We start from the raw sequence: 16652 nt of genomic DNA on the forward strand, positions 1-16652 counted from the left end.
CTTCATCCGCCACCACCGCAAAGCCCCGGCCCTGCTCGCCCGCCCGCGCCGCTTCGATGGCCGCGTTGAGCGCCAGCAGGTTGGTTTGTTCGGCGATGCTTTTGATCACCTCGAGCACCCGGCTGATCGACTGGCTGTCGCTGGCCAATTGATTGATCACCAGCACCGACTGATCAATCTCAGTCGCCAGCGCGGCAATGCTGCCCTGCTGCGATTCGACCAAACCGCGACCGCTGAGCGTTTCGTCATTGACGCTGTGCGCGCTACTGACCGCGGCTGCCGCGCTGCGCGCTACTTCCAGTGAAGTCGCAGACATCTGGTTCATCGCCGTGGCGACCTGCTCGATCTGGCTGCGTTGCCCGGCGACGGCCTGGTTGCTCTGCGCAGAAACGTCCTGCACTTGCCCGGCCTGACGTTCGACTTCGCCGACGGTGCGGCCGACGCGCTCGATCAAGTCATGGATCTTCTTCACCGTGCCGTTGAACACTTCGCCCAACTCGCCCAGCTCATCGCGGCTGTTGGCGTGGAACGTCACGGTCATGTCGCCAGCCGCGACGTTGTCCATCATCGCCCCGAGGTTTTTCAGGGTGGTGCGGGTCGACGCGTAGAAGCCGCCGTAGAGGTAAAAGATCAGCACAAACACCACCGACAACGCCACGGCCTGCAACACCATGTGCGTGCGGTTTTGCTCCAGCCGTTGCTGCAACTGGGTGCCGAGGAATTTCAGGGTCGCTTCGTTGAGCTGGTAGGTCTGCTCCATCAGGCCGCTGACCTGATCGTAAAACGCCGGCCACGGCGCATCGAGCGTGTCGGCCATCACCACTTGTTCTTCGAACAGTTCGCTGGCCTTTTTCAGCGAGGCCTTGCTGGTTTCAGCCTGGGCGGCGAGGGTTTGATTCGCGGCTTTACTGGAGCCCAGCGCGTCTTGCAGTTTCAGCCCGTACTCAGCCTGGAGCTTTTCGATTTGCGCGAGCAATTCATCAAAACGCGTGCTCGATGCCGAATTGAGAAAGCCCTGCCCCAGCGACAACGAACCCATGGCCCGGCCCTCGCCGAGAATCTGCGTGACCGGCGGGGTGACGTTGGTGATCAGCTCACTGAGCTGGCGCATGTCGCTTTGCGTGTCGCGACTGAGGCCGGCCTGACTGGTGATGATCTGACTGAAAATCTGCGCGCTGCCGAGCAGTTTGCCGATCAGCGCACTTTTGCTTTGCAGGGAGTTTTCCGCTTGCTGGGCCTTGAACGCAGCGATCATTTCCTCGCGTTTGGCGTCAAACGCGCTGATCTGCTCGGGGTCGGTGCTCATCGCCGCCAACCCTTGCAAGCGCGCGAGGACGCTCTGCTCCAGCGCGCTGATCTTGCTCTCGACATCACCGGCCTTGCCGGATTGGCCGAGGGTGACGTCGATCTGCACCAGATTGTTCAGGGTTTCCAGGTCGCGGCGCAGGGTCAGGCTGCTGCCCAGCAGGTCGAGGCTTTGCAATTCGATTTGGGTGCCCTGGAATTCACGATAGGAATCGCGCACCAGGTAGAAGTTGGTCACCAGCATCGGCACCAGGAACAGCACGCTGATCAGGCTGAACTTCATGCCGAAGCTCAAGCGGTTCATCAGCGCGACAGCAGGATAGAGCAAGCTCTTCACTGTGAAGTCTCCCTTGGATTTCTTATTTTTATTGGCAGGCGCACAGACACAGCAGATAGCCACTATTGGGCGCCATGTCTGTATAGCTTAAATCGGCGGGAGTTTTTGTAACTTAAGGTTAACGGCAGGATGGCGGGTCCTCACGTCTCAACCGGATTTCTTGTGGCGAGGGGGTTTACCCCCGTTCGGCTGCGCAGCAGTCGCAAATCCTTTGCCCGCAGTCTAATCGTTGATGACTGGGGCGGCTGCGCCACCCAACGGGGGTAAACCCCCTCGCCACACGATCTCCCTGCCGAAAATATCGCTGACTCAGGGCAACACCGTCCAGAGCGCAAACCCGGCATACCAGAGCACTGCCGCGCGCAGCAGCAATTCCCACAGCCGATCGAGGCTGTTGATGCCATCCGGTCCGACCACCGGTGCCGGGATTTCACCGGCGACCAGGCCGACTTTTTCGATCAACTGCGCGGCGCTGATGTTCCAGTTCAGCAGTTCGTGCAGCATCACCCGTCCGACCGCGACAAAGTTGCCGACCAGCGCAAAACTCGCCGCCAGCAAGCGCACCGGCACCCAATCAAAGGCATGCCGCAATTGCGCGGCGCGCTCGACCACTGCCGGGTTCTGCCCGTGCTCCTCGGCGAGGGCGAGCAAGCGATAACTCAGCGCGGCGACCGGGCCCAACAGGAAGTACCAGAAAATCACCGCAAAGAAGCTTTGATAGGCCTGCCACAACAGGTGCGCCTGCACCCGCTCCAGCAATTGCTCGCCATCCTCGGCGCAAATGTCGAGGTCGCGTTTGGCCACGTGCGTCGCGGCTTGCAGGTCTTCGCGACGCCAGGCATCGCGAAATGGCCCGAGCTGGCCGAGCAGATCGCCGCGACCCAAACTGTAAATCACCACCAGCAGATGCACCGGCAGCGCGAGCAAACCGTAAGCCACCGGTTGCAGCACGATCAACAGCAAACCGAGCAGCGCCACCGGCAGCAGTACCAGAATGATCAACACCAGCCACGGATGGTCCTTGAGGCGAGGGCTGGCTTCTAGTTTGTGCAGTTCGCGCAACCAGCCGCCATCATGTTGGAGACGATGGCGCAGGGCCGAGAATTTCTCGATCCAGACCGCCAACAGCAACACCAGAAAACTCATTGTTGTTCCTCTTTTGCCAGGGCGGCGCGGTAGCGTGCCCAGTCGAACGCAGGTCCCGGGTCAGTCTTGCGCCCCGGAGCGATGTCGCTATGCCCGCAAATGCGCTGCGCGGTAATCCCGCTGAAAGCGCTTTGCAGCTGTCGAGTCAGGGTCGTCAGCGCCAAATATTGCGCATCGGTGAACGGCAGATCATCGGTGCCCTCCAGCTCTATACCCACGGAAAAATCATTACAGAATTCCCGCCCCTCGAAGTTCGAGACGCCGGCATGCCAGGCGCGCTCAAGACAGGAGACAAACTGAGTGACGGTGCCGTCACGTTCGATCAGAAAATGCGCAGAAACGCGCAGCTCGGCAATCCCTTCAAAGTAGGGATGCTCGGTGACATCCAGACGATTCTGGAAAAACTCCTGGACCTTGCCGGTGGCGAATTGGGCGGGCGGCAGGCTGATGTTGTGGATCACCAGCAGGGAGATTTCTTCCGAGGGGCGCGCATTGAAGTTGGGTGACGGGCAGATATCAACGCCCTGGCACCAACCGCTCGCGGGGTCCAACTGCATACAGGTTCCTTCAACGACAATCGTGTTGGCGCCCAGTATGCCGCGATAGACCCTCCGCGCGCGATCACTTGGCGTGATTGAGACGGCGCAAGTTGCCGATCACCGATTCCAGCGCCCGATCAAACAGCAGCGTATCGTCCAGCGTGCGCACCGCGCCGCGACGAAACTCCAGCGCCAGCCCGTTACGACTGCGCTCCAGCACTTTCATGCCGGTGCGATTGACGAAAATGTACTTACCGGTGGCATCGATGATCGCCGCCAATTTGCAGCGCAGGGTGTTGTCCTCGTCTTCCTGAAACTCCACCCAACTGCCGACCCGCAATCGCTCGACTTCGAGCAGACCGGCATCGTTAGCCGGCAAGCGCAGCGAAGTCGGGTCAACCGGACCTTCATCAGCGGTGCGCAGGACGATTTCTTCAACCACTTCGACCATCACCGGCGTTTCATTCGCAGGCGCCGACGGTTGCGCCGGGCGCTCGAACAATTGCACGTGCAAGGTTTCCAGTTCGGCGAAGAATTCGCTGGTGGCAAACGGATCGAACGCCGAACTGCTGAGGCCATCGCGCAGCGCTTTAAGCAAACCCGGGACCAGCGACAACAGCCGCAGGTTGGCGTCGGCCTCGTCGTGGCGCTGCACGCTCCAGATCAGTTGCGCCATGGTTTGCACATCGGCCTGCCATTCGACGGACTGGTCGCCATGCTTGAGGCACGTCAGCATCAGCACTTTGCTCCAGGCATTCTGGACAAACGCCACCACTGCTTGCGGCAACAACTTGCCCAGCAGCGCTTCGTTCAATGCTTGCTCGACACGCTGGCGCGCCAGTTCGGTTTTCGCCCGGCCCTCTTCGGCGTCGCGGGTGCGTTGCTCCAGCAGCTCGCTGCGCCGACGCTCATCGCTGGTGAACGCGAGGAAGTCCGCGAGCAACTCGGAGAAAATCGCCGGGTCATCGACAAAGTCGTTCAACAGCCGCTGCACCACTTGCTCGATGCGCAGGTAAAGAGTGTCGCGCTCATGGTCATCACACTCGCCCCAGCCCATGGCTGCGGCGGCGATTTCATTGAGCAGGCGCCGCGCCGGGTGGCTGCTGCGGCTGAAAAAGCTTTTGTCGACGACCGCAACCTTGAGCATCGGAATCTGCAAACGGCCGATCAGCGCTTTGAGCGAATCCGGCAGGTTGCGGTCATCGAGAATGCATTCAAACAGCATCGCGATGAGGTTGATCACGTCTTCATCGGCAACCCCAACCACCCGCGACTTGCCACTTTTGACGCTGACTCGGGTGAGCAATTGTTCGAGCTGATTGCGCAGATCGAAGTCGTCCTGCGCCGCCGGGTCGGGCACGTATTGCTGCAAGTGCGAGAGCAGGCGCATCAGGTCGCGGGTGGAAATCGGTTGCGGCGGCACGCTGGCTTCGAGGGTCGGCGCCACGGTGCCGCGCACGTGAAAGAGTAATTCCTGCAACGCGGCGAACACTTCTTGCACGCTTTCGTCGATGTGCGTGTGGCCAGGCCTGGCACTGGCGTCGGCCGGTTCAGCCTGGGCACTGGCGATCGCGCGATCAGTAGCGCGCCGCGCCGGCGCCGGTTTGAGTTCGGGCAACACGCCCGTGGCGATCAACAGTTGATTGGCTTCGGCGTAGAGCTGATCGGCGCTGCTGAGCACGTAGCGCTCGAACAGTTTGAGGATGATCAACTTGACCTTGATCTCCACGCCCAGATTGCGCCCGGCCTGCAGAAAGTATTCGCAGAGCATCGCCGGGCCCAACGGATTGTGCTGTTCGAGCAGCTCTTTGCCCAACAACACGCTCAGCCGCGTGGTCAGTTGATCGAGGGCAAAACCGTCGCGATTCATCACTTTGCTGACCATCGCCTCCACGGCGACGCTGCGCTCAAGGTCGTCGTTGGGCAGCGGCGCGTCGGGATCAAACGTCAACGTGTGCGTCAGCGGCAGGACTGAGCGGCTGACGTCGTATTGAGTGAGGCTGACAAAGGCCTCGAAGAATAGCTCGAGAAAGCCGCGCTCAATGCTTTTACGCTTGAGGCGCAAATCGCGCATAGCTTCGAAAAAGATGTTCTGCTCGACGTCGTTGCGGGCGCGGTCGGCCATTTCAAACAGGGTGTCGTCGGCGTTATCGAACAGTTCCTGCAAACCATGGCGCAACTGCTGCGCAGCCTTGTCGCGAACCTGAAGCAGAATCACAGGCAGGCGGGCGAGCGGCGAATGATTCGCCTCGGTAGCGGCCTTGTGCAAAGGCACTACATTCCCGTCGTTGTGCATCCAAGCCTCCTGAAACGGTGATTCTTCGGTTCGGTGAAAAAGTTCGTCCGCGCAAGCCTCACAGCCGACGCTCAACGGGGATCAGTGCCACCCGTTGCCCTGTATGAATTGGGAAATCCAGAGCGACGTCAAAGGCATGACGTCAAATACAAGTCGGATTATCGGCAAATCGCGAAGCTTGTGCCAGCGGACTCTCTGGCTCACGTTTAAATAGACGTACCTAACAGACCGTCACTTAAGGTTTTATGCTCACGCGATTCGACCAAATGCAGGTTTCAAAACCAAGTACGTGCCGTGGACGCCTTGGGTTGCTTCGCGTCATGCCCCTATAATCGAGCCACTTTGTTTGTGGAGCCCGTTATGCCGAATCTACGCCTCGCCGATTTGACCGCCGAAATCGAAGCCAACGTGCGCCGTGCGTTGCTCGAAGACATCGGCAGCGGCGACATCACCGCGCAACTGATCCCGGCCGAACGTCTGGCCAAAGCCACCATCATCACCCGCGACGAGGCCGTGCTCAGCGGCACGGCGTGGGTCGATGCGGTTTTTCGGCAACTGGACCCCCGCGTTGCGGTGCACTGGCAGGTGCGCGACGGCGAACGGGTGAAAGCCAATCAGGCGCTGTTTCACCTGGAAGGCCCGGCGCGTTCGCTGCTGACTGGTGAACGCTGCGCGCTGAATTTCCTGCAACTGCTTTCCGGCGTGGCGACTCGCGCACAGTTTCTGGCGGATTTCGTCGCGCAGACTCAGGTGAAGCTGCTCGACACGCGCAAAACCCTGCCCGGCCTGCGGCTGGCGCAGAAATACGCGGTAACCTGCGGCGGCTGCCACAACCACCGGATCGGCTTGTACGATGCGTTCCTGATCAAGGAAAACCACATCGCCGCGTGCGGCGGCATTGAGCAAGCGATCAACGCCGCGCACAAGATTGCGCCGGGTAAACCGGTGGAAATCGAAGTGGAAAGTCTTACGGAATTGAAAGAGGCACTGGCTGCCGGCGCCGACATCATCATGCTCGACGAATTGAGCCTGGATGACATGCGCGAAGCTGTGCGCCTGAACGCCGGCAAGGCAAAACTGGAAGCCAGCGGCGGGATCAACGAAAGCACACTGCTGCCGATCGCCGAAACAGGTGTGGATTACATTTCGATTGGTGCGATGACCAAGGATGTGAAGGCTGTGGACCTGTCGATGCGCTTGAGTTTGTAAACCTGTAGGAGCATGGCTTGCCCGCGATGGCGATTTCGCAATCGCTATCGCGGGCAAGCCATGCTCCTACAAGGTGATCGGCGCAAGAATGTGTCAGACCACCAGATTATTCATCTCGCAGTATTCTTCCCACTCGACGCCCAGCACTTCGGCCGCCTCTTTGTGCAGGACCAGCCGTGCCTCCTCAAACTCTTCAGGAGTCGAGGTGTACTTGAGCGTCAGTTCCCACGGCTGCAAGCCCTGGGATTCCGCTTCATCCTCGAACGCCCACTGGATCTGGTCTTTCTGATCGTCGGCGGGCAGGTCCTTGATCTCTTCAGCTAGCTGCGGACACTCCAGCACGTACTTCTTCAGGGCTTCTTCGTGCCTGGCTTCCTGGGTCAATTCTTTAACAGTCATGTCGTTCTCGCTGATCTGGGGAATGGAAGATGGATCTGGATCATCAAGGATCTCTCTGACGCAAATAACCGCGTAAAGCCCGGTTTGTCTGGCCTTCAGAACCATTCGGGATCATCTGAAAACAGCTTTGTGTCGCTCGTGCGAGTTCCGAATATAGGACCTTTGGCGGACGATTTATATGCATCTTTACATCAAATTCACAAAAAAAGTCCGCCTCCCCCGGCGACAGCTATTTTGTGCGGGGCTCAGGAACAAGTTTCAAAAAGCCGAGTCATAGCGATGTGCCATATCAGGCACTCCATAAGGAACTCAGGTGATGCGCAATTTCCCCAAGCTTTCGTCCACCCTGTTTGCAACTGGCATGGCTGCCCTTTTCCTCGGTAACGTCGCGCTGCCGAATACGGCGCAGGCGATCGAGCTGAGCTCCGACAGCAAGTCTTACACCGACACGGTCGTGGCGCTGCACGAGAAGAACGGCAAGAAAGTACTGGTCGATACGCGCTTCAACGCCGACACGCTCTCCGAGATGCGCGACACCGTAAAATCCAACACTGACCAAATCGACAAGCTGAAGAAGACCGTCAGTGAACAAACCACCCTCATCGAAGACCTGCGGCGCGCTACCGGGACAAGCAACGGTCCGAGCAGTGATGAAATCACCAAGCTCAAGCGCACCGTCGAGGAGCAGGACAAAGAGCTGAAGAAACTCAACAGCCAACTGGAAGACATGAAGAAAGCCAACGGTTCGAGTTCCAGCTCAAGCTCCAGCGAAGTCAGTGACCTCAAGCGCAAAACCAGCGAACAGGATAACGAGCTGAAAAAACTTGCCAGCCAGGTTGAAGACCTCAAGCGCAGCGCCGGGTCGAGCTCCAGCTCAAGTTCCAGTGATATGTCGAGTCTGAAGCGGGAAATGAGTGATCAGAACAGTCAGATGGACCAACTGAAGCGCTCCATCGAGGAAGTGCGAAGCAAGGTGAAGTAACAACAGGAGTGGTGCCCGAGACAGGAATCGAACCTGCGACCTTCGCGTTACGAGTGCGCTGCTCTACCGGCTGAGCTACACGGGCGGTGAGCTAAACCTAGCATCGCGATTGCAGGCCGGCAAATATCCAGGGCACTTTCGCGCACACAGCAAAACGCCCCGAACCAGTCGGGGCGTTTTGTTATTCAGCGGTCAAGCGCGGGGGTGATTAAACGCCCGATGCCTTGGCTGCTGCTACGTCTTTGATCGACAGCTTGATACGGCCGCGGTTGTCCACGTCCAGTACCAGTACTTCTACTTCCTGGCCTTCTTTCAGGATGTCGGTCACTTTCTCAACGCGAGCATCGCTCAACATCGAGATGTGAACCAGACCGTCCTTGCCAGGCAGGATGTTGACGAATGCGCCGAAGTCGACGATGCGCTCAACCTTGCCGACGTAGATCTTGCCGATTTCAGCTTCTGCGGTGATGCCCAGAACGCGTTGACGTGCTGCTTCAGCCGCTTCCTTGGTTTCGCCGAAGATCTTGATCGAACCGTCGTCTTCGATGTCGATCGAAGCTTTGGTTTCTTCGCAGATCGCACGAATGGTTGCGCCACCTTTACCGATAACATCACGGATTTTGTCGGTGTCGATTTTCATCGCGATCATGGTCGGAGCATTTTCCGACAGTTCGGTACGGGACTGACCAATGATCTGGTTCATCTGACCGAGGATGTTCAGGCGCGCGTCCAGGGCTTGGCCCAGAGCGATTTCCATGATTTCTTCGGTGATGCCTTTGATCTTGATGTCCATCTGCAGCGCGGTAACACCTTTGGCGGTACCGGCTACTTTGAAGTCCATGTCGCCGAGGTGATCTTCGTCGCCGAGGATGTCGGTCAGGATGGCGAACTTCTCGCCTTCTTTAACCAGACCCATGGCGATACCGGCAACCGGTGCCTTCATCGGAACGCCGGCATCCATCAGGGCCAGGGAAGCGCCGCAGACCGAAGCCATCGAGCTCGAACCGTTGGATTCGGTGATTTCCGATACAACACGGATGGTGTACGGGAACACGTCGGCAGCAGGCAGCATGGCAGCAATCGAACGACGGGCCAGACGGCCGTGACCGATTTCGCGACGACCAGCGCCACCCATGCGACCACATTCACCTACCGAGAACGGCGGGAAGTTGTAGTGCAGCATGAACGGGTCTTTTTTCTCGCCTTCCAGGGTGTCCAGCAGTTGTGCGTCACGGGCGGTGCCCAGTGTTGCAACGACCAGAGCCTGAGTTTCGCCACGGGTGAACAGCGCCGAACCGTGGGTCTTTGGCAGAACACCGACTTCGATGTTCAAAGGACGGACAGTTTTGGTGTCGCGACCGTCGATACGTGGCTTGCCGTTAACGATGTTCTCGCGAACGGTGCGGTATTCGATTTCGCCGAACGCCGCTTTGACTTCAGCGGAAGTCGGTTGGCCTTCTTCACCGGACAGCTTGGCGACGACCTGATCCTTCAACTCACCCAGGCGAGCGTAACGGTCGGCCTTGATGGTGATGGTGTAAGCCTGGGAGATTGCGTCGCCGAACTCGGCGCGGATAGCACCCAGCAGAGCGGTAGCTTCTGGCTGTGGAGCCCAGGTCCAGGTTGGCTTGGCAGCTTCAGCGGCCAGTTCCTTGACGGCGTTGATCACTACCTGGAACTCGTCGTGAGCAAACAGTACCGCGCCCAGCATCTGGTCTTCGGTCAGCTCTTTGGCTTCCGATTCAACCATCAACACGGCTTCCGACGTACCGGCAACGACCATGTCCAGGCTCGAAGCTTTCTGCTGTTCGTAAGTCGGGTTCAGCAGGTAGCCGGTGCTTTCGTGGAACGCAACGCGGGCAGCGCCGATCGGGCCATCGAAAGGAATACCGGAGATTGCCAGGGCAGCCGAGGTACCGATCATCGCAGCGATGTCCGGATCGGTCTTTTTGCTGGTGGAAACGACGGTGCAGACAACCTGCACTTCGTTCATGAAGCCTTCTGGGAACAGCGGACGGATCGGACGGTCGATCAGTCGGGAAGTCAGGGTTTCTTTCTCGGAAGGACGGCCTTCACGCTTGAAGAAACCGCCAGGGATCTTACCGGCAGCGTAAGTCTTTTCCTGGTAGTGAACGGAAAGAGGGAAAAAGCCTTTGCCTGGATCGGCTTGCTTGGCACCAACGACAGTCACCAACACGCTGACGTCGTCGTCAACGGTGACCAATACTGCGCCGGAGGCCTGACGGGCGATACGGCCAGTCTCGAGGGTAACGGTCGACTGACCGAACTGGAATTTTTTGATTACCGGGTTCACGGTGTCCTACCTTCTTTGTGGCTCTTGGGGAACTTGTCTTCTTGCGAAATTCTTGGGCAATGTCGGGAATCGGCCCAACGCCTGTCCAGGGTAAAACGTGTATCCAGATAAAACTTGAGGCTGGGAGCCTGCCATGTGCCTGCGGGAAACCCGCTGACACACAGCAAACAACCAACCTCTAGCGCAATCGCTTATTAGCGACGCAGACCCAGGCGACCGATCAGAGCCTGATAACGACCCAGATCCTTGCCTTTCAGGTAATCCAGCAGCTTGCGACGCTGGTTTACCATGCGGATCAGACCACGACGGGAGTGGTGATCTTTACCGTTGGCCTTGAAGTGACCTTGCAGCTTGTTGATGTTGTGGGTCAGCAGTGCAACTTGCACTTCTGGCGAACCAGTGTCACCAACAGCTTGCTGGTAGTCAGCAACGATTTGAGCTTTTTCTTGAACGTCGAGAGCCATGAGGCAATCCTTTTATCAGGAAACTGTTTCAGAGAAACAGCTTCAACAGGCCAGGGACAAATCCCTGTATCTATAAATGAGTAGTGACCATGCCTGTTAACAGCCACCCTCGCCAACCTGCTGTTACACAGGCTGGTTTCGGTCATTCCGACCGAATCAGTCGACGCGGCGCTATGCGCCCGTCTTCGCTCACTTCACCGATACCGATGAAACGACCGTTGTGATCCTGTACCCGTACCATGCCGAACTTCGGTGCATCCGGGGCGCGTACCGGCTGGCCGTTAAGCCAGTAGAACGAGCTGTGCTCCGAGAACTGCAACAACGGCCAATCCAGCAGGCCGCTGTCCGATGGCATCAGGAAACGGTCGACCGCTTCGTTGCCGCCTTCGGCATGTACCGCTTCCAACTCTTCAAGCGTGACCGTCTGCGCCAGCGTGAAAGGCCCGGCCTGGGTACGTCGCAATTCTGCAACGTAAGCGCCACAACCGAGTTGCTCACCAATATCCTCCACCAGGGTGCGGATATAGGTGCCTTTGCTGCAATCCACCGCAAGCCGCGCAGTATCACCCTCAAAGGCCAGCAATTCCAAGCGCGCAATAGTAACAGAACGCGGTTCACGCTCCACTACTTCGCCTGCACGCGCCAGCTTGTACAGCGGCTGGCCATCACGCTTGAGCGCCGAGTACATCGGCGGTATCTGACTGATTTGCCCACGAAAACCGGGCAAGGCAGCTTCGACATCGGCGCGACCAACGGTCACCGGGCGCTCCTGCAAAACCTCACCTTCGGCATCCGCCGTGGTGGTGGTCTTGCCCAGTTGCGCCAAGGTTTCATAGGCCTTATCAGAATCGAGCAGGTACTGCGAAAACTTGGTGGCCTCGCCGAAGCACAACGGCAGCACGCCGGTGGCCAGCGGATCGAGACTGCCGGTGTGCCCGGCCTTCTCGGCGTTCAGCAACCAGCGAACCTTCTGCAACGCCGCGTTGGAGGTGAACCCCAACGGTTTGTCGAGCAGGATGATGCCGCTGACGTTACGACGGATACGTTTGACCTGAGCCACCGATTACTCCTTGGCGTCTTCGGGTTCAGCCGCTACCGGGTGCTGATTGTCTTCAGCCACCGCACGCTCGATCAGGGCCGACAGGTGCGCGCCACGCACGACGCTTTCGTCGTAGTGGAAGTGCAACTGCGGAACGCTGCGCAACTTCATTTCGCGAGCCAACTGCATACGCAGGAAACCGGCGGCGGAGTTGAGCACTTTGATGCTTTGCGCGATATCTTCGGCGCTGTCCTGCCCCATCACGGTGATGAAAATCTTGGCGTGACCGACGTCACGACTGACTTCAACAGCGGTAATGGTGACCAGGCCGACGCGCGGGTCTTTGACTTCACGACGGATCAGCTGTGCCAGCTCACGCTGCATCTGATCGCCGATACGTTGGGTACGGCTGTATTCTTTTGCCATGTCTTGTTACCTGTTACTGCCTCACGGTGAAACCCGTGGGGTCTGAAAGCGGCAAACGCCCGGCCTGACAAAAGCCAGACCGGGCGTTGCGTTTAGAGTCCTGACGCTGTGCCGCGCATTTGCATGCAGCGGCTCATCGTGGCCCTTGAAGTGCGCGAGTTAGAGGCTGCGAGCAACCTGAACCTTCTCGTAAACTTCGATCTTGTCGCCAGGCTTGACGTCGTTGTAGCTCTTGACGCCAATACCGCATTCCATGCCGGCACGTACTTCGGAAGCGTCATCCTTGAAGCGGCGCAGGGATTCCAGCTCGCCTTCGAAGATAACGATGTCTTCACGCAGTACACGGATTGGACGGTTACGGTGAACAACACCTTCGATAACCATGCAACCGGCGATCGCGCCAAACTTCGGCGAGCGGAACACGTCACGCACTTCAGCGATACCCAGGATGTTCTCGCGAACATCGCTGCCCAACATACCGGTGAGGGCTTTCTTGACGTCTTCGATGATGTCGTAGATCACGTTGTAGTAACGCATATCCAGGCCTTCCTGCTCGACGATCTTGCGAGCGCCAGCATCGGCACGCACGTTGAAGCCGAACAGTACAGCGTTGGAAGCCAGTGCCAGGTTGGCGTCGGATTCGGTGATACCACCGACACCGCCACCGACAACACGCACTTGCACTTCGTCGTTACCCAGGCCATTCAAGGCGCCGTTCAACGCTTCCAGCGAACCACGGACGTCAGATTTGAGGACGATGTTAAGCGTCTTCTTCTCTGCCTGGCCCATGTTCTCGAAGATGTTTTCAAGCTTGCCGGCGTGAGCACGGGCCAGTTTGACTTCGCGGAACTTGCCTTGACGGAACAGAGCCACTTCACGGGCTTTCTTCTCGTCCGACAGCACGCTCATCTCGTCGCCAGCGTCCGGAGTACCGTCCAGGCCGAGGATCTCGACAGGGATGGAAGGACCGGCTTCTTTGATTGGCTTGCCGTTCTCGTCGAGCATGGCACGTACACGGCCGTAGTTCGAACCGACCAGAACCATGTCGCCTTGGCGCAGGGTACCATCTTGAACCAGAACGGTAGCTACCGGGCCACGGCCCTTGTCGAGACGCGATTCAACTACAACACCACGGCCAGGAGCGGAAGGCGTCGCCTTCAATTCCAGAACTTCGGCTTGCAGCAGAACAGCTTCGAGCAACTCGTCCACGCCAGTACCGACTTTCGCCGAAACCGATACGAACGGGGTGTCGCCGCCCCACTCTTCCGAGGTCACACCGTGAACCGACAGTTCGCTACGGATGCGATCGAGATCGGCGCCCGGCTTGTCGATTTTGTTCACGGCTACTACCAGAGGAACACCGGCAGCCTTGGCGTGCTGGACAGCTTCAATGGTCTGCGGCATTACGCCGTCGTCCGCTGCAACTACCAGGATCACGATGTCGGTCGCCTTGGCACCACGGGCACGCATTGCGGTAAACGCGGCGTGACCCGGGGTGTCGAGGAAGGTGACCATGCCGCGTTCGGTTTCAACGTGGTACGCACCGATGTGCTGGGTGATACCGCCGGCTTCGCCTGCAGCTACCTTGGCACGACGGATATAGTCGAGCAGCGAGGTTTTACCGTGGTCAACGTGGCCCATTACGGTCACAACTGGCGCGCGGGAGAACGTCTCGCCTTCAAACTTCAGGGACTCGGCCAGGGAATCTTCCAGGGCGGTGTCGCTGACCAGGGTCACTTTGTGGCCCAGTTCTTCGGCTACCAGTTGAGCAGTTTCCTGATCAAGCACCTGGTTGATGGTCGCTGGAGTACCCAGTTTGAACATGAACTTGATGATTTCAGCAGCCTTGACCGACATCTGCTGGGCGAGATCGCCAACAGTGATGGTCTCGCCGATCTGCACATCACGCACGACAGGGCCGGTTGGGCTCTGGAAACCGTGAGCGTTGCGCTTCTTCAGCTTGGCCTTGCCGCGACCACCACGACGGAAGCCATCGCTTTCTTCGTCGGTAGTGCGTGGCGCAACACGTGGAGCAGGCGCTTTTTCTTTGACCGAAGCACGATGCGGAGCGTTTTTGCGCTCGCCATCGCCACCGCCGCTACGACGATTGTTATCGTCAGCGCGTGGTTTGTCCGGACGACGCTGATCGATCGGCTTACGGTCGGCAGAAGGAGCCGGTGCAGCAGCCGGAACCGGAGCGCTTTCGCGAACAGGTTCGGCGGCCGCAGCAGGCGCTGCGACAGCATCGTTATTAGCGTTTTGCGCAGTTGCAGGCTGGCGACGTGCTTCTTCTTCGGCGCGACGCTTGGCTTCTTCTTCAGCCTTCTGACGAGCAGCATTGTCTACTGCGCGACGTTCATCCAGTTCACGTTTGCGCTCGGCTTCGATTTCTTCCGGGCTGCGTTGTACGAAAACTTTCTTCTTACGGACTTCAACGCTGATGCTTTTACTACCAGCAACACGCAGGGTGCTGGTGGTTTTACGCTGCAGTGTAATCTTGCGTGGTTCTTCCACTTTCGCCTTGTGACTGCTTTTCAAGTGAGTCAGCAAAGATTGCTTCTCACTGTCAGTCACATGTTCTTCGGCGGCGGTGTGCGGCAGACCTGCCTCACGCATCTGCTGCAACAGGCGCTCTACCGGTGTTTTGACCTCATCGGCCAGTTGTTTCACCGTGACTTGCGTCATGCACTTCTCTCCTCAGGCCGCGCCTAATTACTCGAACCAGTGGGCTCGGGCGGCCATGATCAACTTGCCGGCACGATCATCGTCAATGCCGTCGATGTCGAGCAGGTCGTCAATAGACTGCTCGGCCAGGTCTTCGCGGGTAATTACGCCGCGCACCGCCAGTTCCATCGCCAAATCCTTGTCCATACCCTCAAGCGAGAGCAGGTCTTCGGCCGGATGGGCGTCTGCCAGCTTTTCCTCAGTAGCGATGGCTTTGGTCAACAAACGATCCTTGGCGCGAGCGCGAAGCTCGTTGACGGTTTCTTCGTCAAAGCCGTCGATGTTGAGCATTTCTTCCAACGGTACGTAGGCAATCTCTTCCAGGCTGGTGAAGCCTTCATCTACCAGCACCTGTGCCAGATCTTCGTCGACTTCCAGCTCGTCGATGAAGTTGCGCAGGATGTCGCCGGTTTCTGCTTGCTGCTTAGCCTGGATGTCCGATTCGGTCATCACGTTCAGGGTCCAGCCAGTCAACTGGCTAGCCAGACGCACGTTCTGACCACCGCGACCGATGGCCTGAGCCAGATTGTCTGCGCCAACGGCGATGTCCATTGCATGGGCATCTTCGTCAACGATAATTGCCGCCACTTCAGCCGGCGACATTGCATTGATCACGAACTGCGCCGGGTTATCGTCCCACAGGACGATGTCGACACGTTCACCGCCCAACTCGCCCGACACTGCCTGGACGCGCGAACCGCGCATACCAATGCAAGCGCCTTGCGGATCGATGCGTTTGTCCTTGGAACGGACAGCGATCTTGGCACGCGAACCCGGGTCACGGGAGGCAGCCATTACTTCGATCAGGCCTTCAGCGATTTCCGGCACTTCGATGCGGAACAACTCGATCAGCATTTCCGGCGCGGTACGCGACAGGATCAGCTGCGGGCCGCGGTTCTCGGTGCGGATTTCCTTGAGCAGCGCGCGCAAACGCACGCCGACACGGAAGGTTTCGCGCGAAATGATGTCTTCACGAGCCAGCAACGCTTCAGCGTTGTTGCCCAGATCGACGATCACGTTGTCGCGAGTCACTTTCTTCACGGTGCCGGAGATGATTTCACCCAGGCGTTCGCGGTAAGCGTCGACAACTTGTGCGCGCTCGGCTTCGCGTACTTTTTGCACAATGACTTGCTTGGCAGTCTGTGCAGCAATACGGCCGAACTCGATGGATTCGATTTTTTCTTCGACTACCTCACCAACCTGAGCACCAGGATGCGTTTCTGCAACCTTGCTCGGCCAGGTTTCGATGGCCGGATCGTCAAGATCTGCTTCTTCGACGACCGTCCAGCGACGGAATGTCTCGTAAGCACCGGTGTGGCGATTGATTTCCACACGCAGATCGACTTCGTCCTCGAAACGTTTTTTGGTAGCAGTGGCCAGAGCCAGCTCCAGCGCTTCAAAAATTACGTTTGCCGGTACGCCCTTTTCATTGGATACCGACTCAACAACCAGCAGTACTTCTTTGCTCATCG

Annotated in this window: 13 protein-coding genes and 1 tRNA gene; 2 read left to right on the top strand and 12 right to left on the bottom strand. The window is 58.3% G+C overall.

The window, feature by feature from the left end; all coding sequences use genetic code 11:
* The 4 genes from BI292_RS27190 to BI292_RS27205 form a co-directional block, all read right to left on the bottom strand.
* On the bottom strand, positions 1–1642 hold a 1642-nt coding region (locus BI292_RS27190; RefSeq protein ID WP_101209823.1), incomplete at its 3' end, for a methyl-accepting chemotaxis protein.
* 309 nt (positions 1643–1951) lie between these two features.
* Positions 1952–2788 carry a regulatory signaling modulator protein AmpE gene (gene ampE, locus BI292_RS27195; RefSeq protein ID WP_101209824.1) on the bottom strand — a complete coding sequence of 279 codons (837 nt, stop codon included), beginning with the start codon at positions 2786–2788 and terminating at the stop codon, positions 1952–1954.
* On the bottom strand, positions 2785–3345 hold the full coding sequence (gene ampD / locus BI292_RS27200; protein WP_092273457.1) for a 1,6-anhydro-N-acetylmuramyl-L-alanine amidase AmpD: 561 nt from the start codon (positions 3343–3345) through the stop codon (positions 2785–2787). Before ampD ends, ampE begins: the two co-directional genes overlap by 4 nt.
* A 64-nt stretch (positions 3346–3409) precedes the next feature.
* A complete protein-coding gene (locus tag BI292_RS27205) occupies positions 3410–5623 on the bottom strand; it encodes a DUF1631 domain-containing protein (protein WP_101209825.1) in 2214 nt (737 codons plus the stop codon).
* 360 nt (positions 5624–5983) lie between these two features.
* Between BI292_RS27205 and nadC the strand changes: the two genes are divergently transcribed.
* Complete coding sequence (gene nadC, locus BI292_RS27210; RefSeq protein ID WP_101209826.1) at positions 5984–6832, top strand: carboxylating nicotinate-nucleotide diphosphorylase; 849 nt, start codon at positions 5984–5986, stop codon at positions 6830–6832.
* Positions 6833–6925: 93 nt separating this feature from the next.
* Here nadC and BI292_RS27215 read toward each other — a convergent pair whose 3' ends face one another.
* Positions 6926–7231, bottom strand: a complete 306-nt coding sequence (locus BI292_RS27215) for a DUF6388 family protein (RefSeq protein WP_101209913.1) — start codon at positions 7229–7231, stop codon at positions 6926–6928.
* Between the two features lie 316 nt (positions 7232–7547).
* Here BI292_RS27215 and BI292_RS27220 point away from each other — a divergent pair, with 316 nt between their 5' ends.
* Positions 7548–8213 carry a hypothetical protein gene (locus BI292_RS27220; RefSeq protein WP_101209827.1) on the top strand — a complete coding sequence of 222 codons (666 nt, stop codon included), beginning with the start codon at positions 7548–7550 and terminating at the stop codon, positions 8211–8213.
* Positions 8214–8222: 9 nt separating this feature from the next.
* Here BI292_RS27220 and BI292_RS27225 read toward each other — a convergent pair.
* From BI292_RS27225 to nusA, 7 genes are all read right to left on the bottom strand, one after another.
* Positions 8223–8298 (bottom strand) — tRNA-Thr (locus BI292_RS27225).
* A 123-nt stretch (positions 8299–8421) separates the two neighbouring features.
* Positions 8422–10527: a polyribonucleotide nucleotidyltransferase gene (pnp, locus tag BI292_RS27230; protein WP_092273469.1), complete on the bottom strand. Its 2106-nt coding sequence runs from the start codon at positions 10525–10527 to the stop codon at positions 8422–8424.
* Positions 10528–10721: 194 nt separating this feature from the next.
* Positions 10722–10991, bottom strand: coding sequence for a 30S ribosomal protein S15 (gene rpsO, locus BI292_RS27235; protein ID WP_003176135.1), 270 nt, complete (start codon positions 10989–10991; stop codon positions 10722–10724).
* A 142-nt stretch (positions 10992–11133) separates the two neighbouring features.
* Positions 11134–12051 (bottom strand): tRNA pseudouridine(55) synthase TruB, encoded by a 918-nt coding sequence (gene truB, locus BI292_RS27240; protein WP_054616162.1) that lies wholly within the window; start codon positions 12049–12051, stop codon positions 11134–11136.
* Positions 12052–12054: 3 nt separating this feature from the next.
* A complete protein-coding gene (rbfA, locus tag BI292_RS27245) occupies positions 12055–12456 on the bottom strand; it encodes a 30S ribosome-binding factor RbfA (RefSeq protein ID WP_030128077.1) in 402 nt (133 codons plus the stop codon).
* Between the two features lie 159 nt (positions 12457–12615).
* A complete protein-coding gene (infB, locus tag BI292_RS27250) occupies positions 12616–15141 on the bottom strand; it encodes a translation initiation factor IF-2 (protein ID WP_101209828.1) in 2526 nt (841 codons plus the stop codon).
* 27 nt (positions 15142–15168) lie between these two features.
* Positions 15169–16650: a transcription termination factor NusA gene (gene nusA, locus BI292_RS27255; protein ID WP_092273475.1), complete on the bottom strand. Its 1482-nt coding sequence runs from the start codon at positions 16648–16650 to the stop codon at positions 15169–15171.
* Between the last annotated feature and the right edge of the window lie 2 nt (positions 16651–16652).

Source organism: Pseudomonas sp. 43NM1 (assembly GCF_002836905.1).
GTDB lineage: Bacteria > Pseudomonadota > Gammaproteobacteria > Pseudomonadales > Pseudomonadaceae > Aquipseudomonas > Aquipseudomonas prosekii.

Bases quoted from the DNA above. Each gene is read 5' to 3' on its own strand.
- ampE (WP_101209824.1), bottom strand. From the start codon at position 2,788: ATGAGTTTTCTGGTGTTGCTGTTGGCGGTCTGGATCGAGAAATTCTCG.
- BI292_RS27220 (WP_101209827.1), top strand. From the start codon at position 7,548: ATGCGCAATTTCCCCAAGCTTTCGTCCACCCTGTTTGCAACTGGCATG.
- nadC (WP_101209826.1), top strand. From the start codon at position 5,984: ATGCCGAATCTACGCCTCGCCGATTTGACCGCCGAAATCGAAGCCAAC.
- ampD (WP_092273457.1), bottom strand. From the start codon at position 3,345: ATGCAGTTGGACCCCGCGAGCGGTTGGTGCCAGGGCGTTGATATCTGC.
- rbfA (WP_030128077.1), bottom strand. From the start codon at position 12,456: ATGGCAAAAGAATACAGCCGTACCCAACGTATCGGCGATCAGATGCAG.
- rpsO (WP_003176135.1), bottom strand. From the start codon at position 10,991: ATGGCTCTCGACGTTCAAGAAAAAGCTCAAATCGTTGCTGACTACCAG.
- nusA (WP_092273475.1), bottom strand. From the start codon at position 16,650: ATGAGCAAAGAAGTACTGCTGGTTGTTGAGTCGGTATCCAATGAAAAG.
- BI292_RS27205 (WP_101209825.1), bottom strand. From the start codon at position 5,623: ATGCACAACGACGGGAATGTAGTGCCTTTGCACAAGGCCGCTACCGAG.
- BI292_RS27215 (WP_101209913.1), bottom strand. From the start codon at position 7,231: ATGACTGTTAAAGAATTGACCCAGGAAGCCAGGCACGAAGAAGCCCTG.
- infB (WP_101209828.1), bottom strand. From the start codon at position 15,141: ATGACGCAAGTCACGGTGAAACAACTGGCCGATGAGGTCAAAACACCG.